Source organism: Sphaerisporangium aureirubrum (assembly GCF_042658925.1).
In the GTDB taxonomy this organism is placed as follows: Bacteria; Actinomycetota; Actinomycetes; order Streptosporangiales; family Streptosporangiaceae; genus Sphaerisporangium; species Sphaerisporangium aureirubrum.
The window spans coordinates 1-7,392 of the sequence record NZ_JBHSRF010000154.1 but is presented as its reverse complement, the minus strand read 5'-3'; the positions used below and the strand labels follow the sequence as shown (position 1 = coordinate 7,392).

Below are 7,392 nucleotides of genomic sequence, written 5' to 3'. Positions count from 1 at the left end.
GCATCCTGAAGCCGATGCTGGCGCGCGGCGAGCTGCAGACCATCGGTGCGACCACGCTGGACGAGTACCGCAAGCACCTGGAGAAGGACGCCGCGCTTGAGCGCCGGTTCCAGCCCATCCAGGTCGCCGAGCCCAGCCTGAGCCACACGATCGAGATCCTCAAGGGCCTGCGGGACCGCTACGAGGCCCACCACCGTGTGACGATCACCGACGCGGCCCTGGTCGCGGCGGCGCAGCTGGCCGACCGGTACATCAGCGACCGGTTCCTGCCGGACAAGGCGATCGACCTCATCGACGAGGCCGGCTCGCGTATGCGCATCCGCCGCATGACCGCCCCGCCGGACCTGCGCGAGTTCGACGAGAAGATCGCCCAGGTGCGCCGGGACAAGGAGTCCGCGATCGACGCGCAGGACTTCGAGAAGGCCGCCGCCCTCCGTGACCAGGAGAAGCAGCTCCAGCTCAAGCGCGACCGGCGCGAGAAGGAGTGGAAGGCCGGCGACATGGACGTCGTGGCCGAGGTCACCGAGGAGCTCATCGCCGAGGTGCTGGCGACGGCGACCGGCATCCCGGTCTTCAAGCTCACCGAGGAGGAGTCGCAGCGGCTTCTTCGCATGGAGGACGAGCTGCACAAGCGGATCATCGGTCAGGACGACGCGATCAAGGGTCTGTCGCGGGCGATCCGGCGTACCCGGGCGGGGTTGAAGGACCCGCGGCGTCCGGGTGGGTCGTTCATCTTCGCCGGGCCGTCGGGTGTCGGCAAGACCGAGCTGTCCAAGGCGCTGGCCGAGTTCCTGTTCGGGGACGAGGACGCGCTGATCATGCTGGACATGTCCGAGTTCATGGAGAAGCACACCGTCTCGCGGCTGTTCGGCTCCCCGCCCGGCTACGTCGGGTACGAGGAGGGCGGCCAGCTCACCGAGAAGGTCCGCCGTAAGCCGTTCTCCGTCGTCCTGTTCGACGAGATCGAGAAGGCCCACCCGGACATCTTCAACTCGCTGCTCCAGATCCTGGAGGACGGCCGGTTGACCGACGCCCAGGGCCGGGTCGTCGACTTCAAGAACACCGTCATCATCATGACGACCAACCTCGGCACCCGGGACATCTCCAAGGGCATCGGGGTCGGGTTCGCCAAGTCCAACGACGTCGAAGGCAACTACGACCGGATGAAGTCCAAGGTCCAGGAAGAGCTCAAGCAGCACTTCCGGCCCGAGTTCCTCAACCGCGTCGACGACACCGTGGTCTTCCACCAGCTCACGCCGTCCGAGATCATCAAGATCGTCGACCTGATGCTGGCCCAGGTGGATTCTCGCCTGAAGGACCGCGACATGGGCCTGGAGCTGACCTCGGACGCCAAGCAACTGCTGGCGGAGCGCGGGTACGACCCCGTGCTCGGCGCGCGGCCGCTGCGCCGCACCATCCAGCGCGAGCTCGAGGACTCCCTCTCGGAGAAGATCCTTTACGGTGACCTGCGCCCCGGCCAGGTCGTCAAGGTGACCATCGAGGGCGAGGGCGACAACGCCACGTTCGTCTTCACCGGCGAGCAGCGGGCGCAGCCCGAGATCCCCGACTCGGCCGAAGGCATCCGGGAGCCGGCGAGCAGCCGGGCCGGTGCCGCCTCCGCGCCGGCGGACCGCCGCCCGGCGTAGCCAGCGACACGAAGACCCCCCGTGAGAAGTCTCACGGGGGGTCTTTCGTATTTGGTGAGATCGTTTTGGTGTGATTCGCTATGACACCACGGCAGGTAGTACTACACTCTGTAGAGCGAATCGGGCCGAGTTTCGAGCAGGCCGGTCACCGGGGTTCACCAGGTGGGGATTCGCGGGGGTCCTCCCGCCGGCGTAGCGGACGATCCGCTGCCGGGCGGACGCGGGGAGGGGTGTGTGCCGGGCAGACTCAGGCCCGGCCGGATCCCGTCAGTGGGGGCCGCCGTCGCAGGGGGCCTTGTCGCGTGTGGCGCTGAGGCCGCAACAACGCGCAGTACGCCTGGGAGGCACCGGATGCGCCTGTGTCACGAGGACGGCACGCTCGTTCACCTGTCCTACAACGCGGGCGTCCACCCCGCGGAGGACCTGGAGAACCTGATCGCCCACCTGACCCGCTACGCGGTGCCTGTGCGCAGGCGGCTCGGGGTGTCGCGCCTCGGCATCGGGCTCTGGCTCGCACCCGCCGTAGCCGACCACCTCACCGCCGACCGCATCGAGCTGGTGCGCCTGCGCCGCTCGCTGGAGGAACGCGGCCTGGAGGTCGTCAGCCTCAACGGCGCGGGCGGTCGCGGCATGGGCCAGGACTCTCCCGGCCCCGACTGGGCCAAGCCCGAGCGATACCGCTACACGATGGCCCTGGCGAAGATCCTCGCCTACCTGCTGCCCGACGACGTGCGCTTCGGCAGCATCACCACCATCCCCATCGGCTGGCGCCGCGACTGGCCCGCCGACCTGCACTCCATCGCGTCCCGCCGCCTGGACCGCCTGTCCCGCGAGCTCCGCGGCCTGCACAGCGTCACCGGCAAGACCATCCGCGTAGGCTTCCAGCCCTGGCCCGGCTGCGTCCTGGAGACCACCGAGCAGGCCGTGGAACGCGTCTGCGGCATCGACTCCGAATACCTCGGCGTAAGCCTCGACGCCTGCAACCTCACCTGCGGCATGACCGAGCCCGCCGCCGCCCTGCAGGGCGCGGCAGCCGCCGCCGTAGTCAAACTAGGCCACGTCCACACCCACAGCGGCGAGGCCCCCGCCACCGTCTCCATCCTCGAAAACACCCTGGCCGCCATCCTCTCCTCCCCCACCCCCGGCGGCGCCCACATAGAAGTAGAAACCCACGGCCTAACGTCCCCCGCCAAAAACAAGGGCCCCGCCGCCCTGGTAGCCACCCTGGCCGCCGACCTCGACTGGACCCGAAAAAACCTAACCGCCCTAGGCCTAAAACTAGCCGCCTAACCCCCCTCCCCCTCCCACCCCGCACACGGCGCGTCGCCGCCGGCTCTCACCCGCCGCGCCGGCCATTCCTCCCGCCATGCCAGCCGTCCCTCGCGCCGTGCCGTCCCTCGCGCCGTGCCGGCCATTCCTCCCGCCGTGCCGGCCATTCCTCCCGCCGTGCCGGCCATTCCTCCCGCCGTACCAGCCGTCCCTCCCGCCGCGCCAGCCGTCCCGCCGCGCCGGCCACGACTCCCGCTGTCCATAGGTTCGCCCGAATCGGCGCCGCGACGGCGGGTCGTTGTACGGCGGTGTCGGCGCCGCCGTACGGCGGTCAACCCCGGGCGTGTGCGGCGCCAGTGAAATGGTCCTTGCAAGGGGGCCGCGCTTCGCGCGGGAGGCGCAAGGGCTGTGTTCATGCGGGGGGCACCCCCGCGCCCCCGGGTCCTGCCGGGCTCATCGTGCTCCACCGCGACACGTCGCGGCCCATCCCCCGGCCGCGCCAGCCGTCCCCCCCGCCGCGCCAGCCGTCCCCCCCCGCCGCGCCAGCCGTCCCTCCCGCGGTGCCAGCCGTCCCTCCTGCCGCGTCGGCCATGACTCCCGCTGTCCATGGGTTCGCCCGAATCGGCGCCGCGACGATGGGTCGTCGTGGTGACGTCCCGCCAGGTGGTGTGATTTCCGTGGCTGTGATCATGAACGCGCCGCCCTCGGTGCCAGGTGGTGGGCCATCGACACCCTTCACGAAGATCCCCAGGAGTTACACCACTTCAGGGGACGTCACCGTCGTCGTACGGCGGTGTCGGCGCCGCCGTACGGCGGTCAACCCCGGGCGTGTGCGGTGCCGGTGAAATGGTCCTTGCGGGGGCGCGCTTCGCGCGGGAGGCGCAGGGGCTGTGTTCATGCGGGGGGCACCCCCGCGCCCCCGGGGCCTGCCGGGCTCATCGTGCTCAACCGCGACACGTCGCGGCCCAGGCCCCCGCCGTGCCGCGTTCCCGGTGAGATTTGTGGTGGGTGGTCGTGGCGGGGTTCGGAACGGCCTCCGGGGGTCCCTTCCCGCAGAGCAGTGTGATTTCTTGGCCGATCAACCTTGTTGGTACCAGTACCCGAACTGAAGATCCGAGATGTCCCGGTACATGGTGGTCGGACCTTGCGCACCGTCATCAAGATCCCACAATTCAACCAGCTCAGTAGACGTCACCATCGGAGTTGGGTGGGCGATGATGGCCAAGCTTGGGACACGACGACGTGGACAATCCCCCCGGCCCGGTTAAGGGTTCCATGCCGTGCATTGTGGCCCGTGGCTGTGCTGGTTTCCGCCGTACAAGGGCGCCGATGCGCAGAACGTTGAAGGCGACGAGAACCTGGGGCGTACAGGGCGGGGCGTACGCGGGGCGGGGGTGGCGGGGCGGAGGTGCGGGTCGAAGGTGCAGGGCGGGGTACGCGGATCGGGAGGTATGGCGGGGCGTAGACCAGGCCAGCAGGCAGGAACCGGTCTGACGGATCGGGGCCGCCGGACGGTGCCCGATTCGTCCCGGCGCTCCCCCATAAACCTTCTCTTCGGCGTCGGCGCGGTGGGACGTGGTGTGGTGACGTTGGTGTCGGCTTACGGGGGGAGGCCGTCCAGGGCGCGCGCGCGTTGGACGAGGTCGGACCAGGTGGCGTTCAGGGCGGCCTGGGGGACGGGGCCGTGAGCCTCGCGGAGCACTGCCGGCAGGAGGTTGGTGTCGGCTTACGAGGGGGAACCGGTGGTGGTGCCGGGGAGGCGGTAGGTGCCGTCGGGGAGGGGTTCGGCGAGGCCGTCGGTGATGAGGCCGTCCAGGGCGCGCTCGCGTTGGAGGGGGTCGGACCAGGTGGCGTCCAGGGCGGCCTTGGGGACGGGGCCGTGAGCTTCACGGAGCACTGCCAGCAGGCGGCCCCGGCATTGCCGGTCGGTGCCGGCGTAGGTCTGGCCGCGGCGGGCGGGGCCGTCGTAGGCGGGGCGTCCGGCCAGGCGCCAGGCGCACTGGTCGGCGACCGGGCAGAGGGCGCAGCGCGGGGCACGGGCGGTGCAGACCAGGGCGCCCAGTTCCATCACCGCCACCGCCCAGCGGGGGGCGTCCAGCGCCGGGACCAGGGACTCGGCCAGCGTGCGCTCGGCCGCAGTGGGGGTCTTCGAGGGGAACTCCTCCCCTCGCACGGCCCGGGCCAGCACGCGCCGCACATTGGTGTCCAGCACGGCATGGCTCTGCCCGTACGCGAAACTGGCGACCGCCGCCGCCGTGTAGTCCCCGATCCCCGGCAGCTCCCGCAACTCGGCGTACGTGGACGGCACCCGCCCTCCGTGGTCGTCCGTGATGACCCTCGCGCAAGCATGGAGGTTGAGCGCACGCCGCGGATACCCGAGCCGCCCCCAGTGCCGCACCGCCTCCCCAGGCGGCTCCCCGGCCAGCGCCGCCGGCGTCGGCCAGCGCTCCATCCACTCCTCCCAGACGGGCAGCACCCGCGCCACCGGCGTCTGCTGAAGCATGATCTCGCTAACCAGAATCCCCCACGCCCCGGCCCCCACCCGCCGCCACGGCAGATCCCGAGCAGCCACCCCATACCAATCGACGATCGCCTCACGCAGCCCGCCAGCCATGCCGAAGAGCCTAGTAGCCGCACGACCGCCTGTTCACCGCATCGGCCGCCATACTCCCTCCCGCACGGGGGTGACCCGCTCACAGAAGCGAATGGAACCCCTGCGAGTTGGGTGAGCCGCCGTACGACGGCGCCGTTTTAGCCGAACCGCGTCTCGCCGTCGCGGCGCCAGAGAAGAGAACCACCTGGACGAACCGGTCGTGCGCCCGCGCTATGCGCCGTGGCAGGGCGCCCGACTTGGGCGGCTCGTGCCCGCGCTCATTCTCATTCTCTGCTCGTGCCCACCCTCGTGTCCACCCTCGTGTCCACCCTCGTGTCCACCCTCGTGTCCACCCTCGTGTCCACCCTCGTGTCCACCCTCGTGTCCACCCTCGTGTCCACCCTCGTGTCCGTGTCCGTGTCCGTGCTCGTGTCCGTGTCCGTGTCCGTGTCCGTGCTCGTGTCCGTGTCCGTGTCCGTGCTCGTGTCCGTGTCCGTGTCCGTGTCCGTGTCCGTGTCCGTGTCCGTGTCCGTGTCCGTGTCCGTGTCCGTGTCCGTGCTTGTGCTTGTGCTCGTGCCCGCGCCCGCCCTCGTGCCCGTGCGCGCCCACGCCCGCGCTCGCGGGTGACGTCCGCGTGTGGTGCTGGATATCCCCGGAATCGGGTGGGCTGTGGTCGACATGGTGGTGATCGACAACGGGTGGGGCCGTCCACCCCGGCCGGAGAAGGGTTTGATGTTGTTGATCTCTTGATGTGGCTGTTCCTGGTGACCCATGGTGGGTTTCTCGCCGTACGGCGGCGCCGTTTTCGCCGTACCGCCTCTCGCCGTCGCGGCGCCGGAGAAGAGAACCGCCTGGACGAACCGGTCGTGCGCCCGAGTTGTGCAGCCGGGGTGGGGCGCCTGAGTTGTGCGGCTCGCACACATGCTCGCGCTGTGACGTCCGCGTGTGGTGCTGGATATCCCCGGAATCGGGTGGGCTGTGGTCGACATGGTGGTGATCGACAACGGGTGGGGCCATCCACCCCGGCCGGAGAAGGGCTTGAGATTGTTGATCTCTTGACGTCGGCTGTTCCTGGTGACCCATGGTGGGTTTCTCGCTGTACGGCGGCGCCGATTTCGCCGTACCGCCTCTCGCCGTCGCGGCGCCGGAGAAGAGAACCGCTTGGACGAACCGGTCGTGCGCCCGAACTGTACGGCGGGGGCGCCCGGACCGTACGGCATTGGCGGGGCGCCCGAACTGTGCGGCATTGGCGGGGCGCCCGAACTGTGCGGCCGTGGCGGGGCGCCCGAACTGTGCGGCCGTGGCGGGGGTGCCCGAGTTGTGCGGACTTGCCCGCGCTCGCGCTCGCGGGGTGACGTCCGCGTGTGGTGGTGGATATCCCCGGAATTGGGTGGGCTGTGGTCGACATGGTGGGGATTGACAACGGGTGGGGCCGTCCACGTCGGCCGGAGAAGGGGTTGGGGTCGTTAGTTCCTTGACGTTGGCTGTTCCTGGCGAACCATGGCGGGTTTCTCGCCGTTTGGCGGCGTCGGCTTCGTCGTAGAACGACTCCGTGTTCAGCGCCGAGATCACGGCTGTTCCGGTCGGTCACGGGTTCGGGTGGGGCGGTTTATCGGGCTGAGGTCGGGGCTTTGGAGCTTGTTGTTGGGGTGGTCGGCTTGAGCGGGGGGGATCGCGAGGTGGGGGTTTCCTGGATCGGCGGGTCGACACCCTCTCGTTGGGCAGTTCTCTCCATACTATGAGTATGGATCCGGACACGTTCCGTGGTGACGTCGGGATTGAGGGGCCTGAGGTCTACTGGCGCCGGCGGGTGGCTGTGCTGATCGGGGTGCTGGTGGTGGCCGCCGTGGTCGCGTGGGCCTGTAGTAGTGCGTCGGGGGGGCT

At 69.9% G+C, this 7,392-nt stretch carries 4 protein-coding genes; 2 read left to right on the top strand and 2 right to left on the bottom strand.

Annotated features, from left to right (window positions below; all coding sequences use genetic code 11):
* Together ACFP1K_RS40640 and ACFP1K_RS40635 are read left to right on the top strand one after the other, a co-directional pair.
* A partial coding sequence (locus ACFP1K_RS40640; RefSeq protein ID WP_380763857.1) for an ATP-dependent Clp protease ATP-binding subunit occupies window positions 1–1,646 on the top strand: 1,646 nt, incomplete at its 5' end.
* A gap of 351 nt (window positions 1,647–1,997) precedes the next feature.
* Window positions 1,998–2,936 carry a TIM barrel protein gene (locus ACFP1K_RS40635; protein ID WP_380763855.1) on the top strand — a complete coding sequence of 313 codons (939 nt, stop codon included), beginning with the start codon at window positions 1,998–2,000 and terminating at the stop codon, window positions 2,934–2,936.
* Between the two features lie 1,705 nt (window positions 2,937–4,641).
* Here the strand turns inward: ACFP1K_RS40635 and ACFP1K_RS40630 are convergent.
* Window positions 4,642–5,529, bottom strand: coding sequence for an A/G-specific adenine glycosylase (locus ACFP1K_RS40630; protein WP_380763853.1), 888 nt, complete (start codon window positions 5,527–5,529; stop codon window positions 4,642–4,644).
* A 263-nt stretch (window positions 5,530–5,792) separates the two neighbouring features.
* Entirely contained in the window at window positions 5,793–6,188 is a 396-nt protein-coding gene (locus ACFP1K_RS40625) for a hypothetical protein (protein ID WP_380763851.1), read from the bottom strand.
* Window positions 6,189–7,392 lie beyond the last annotated feature (1,204 nt).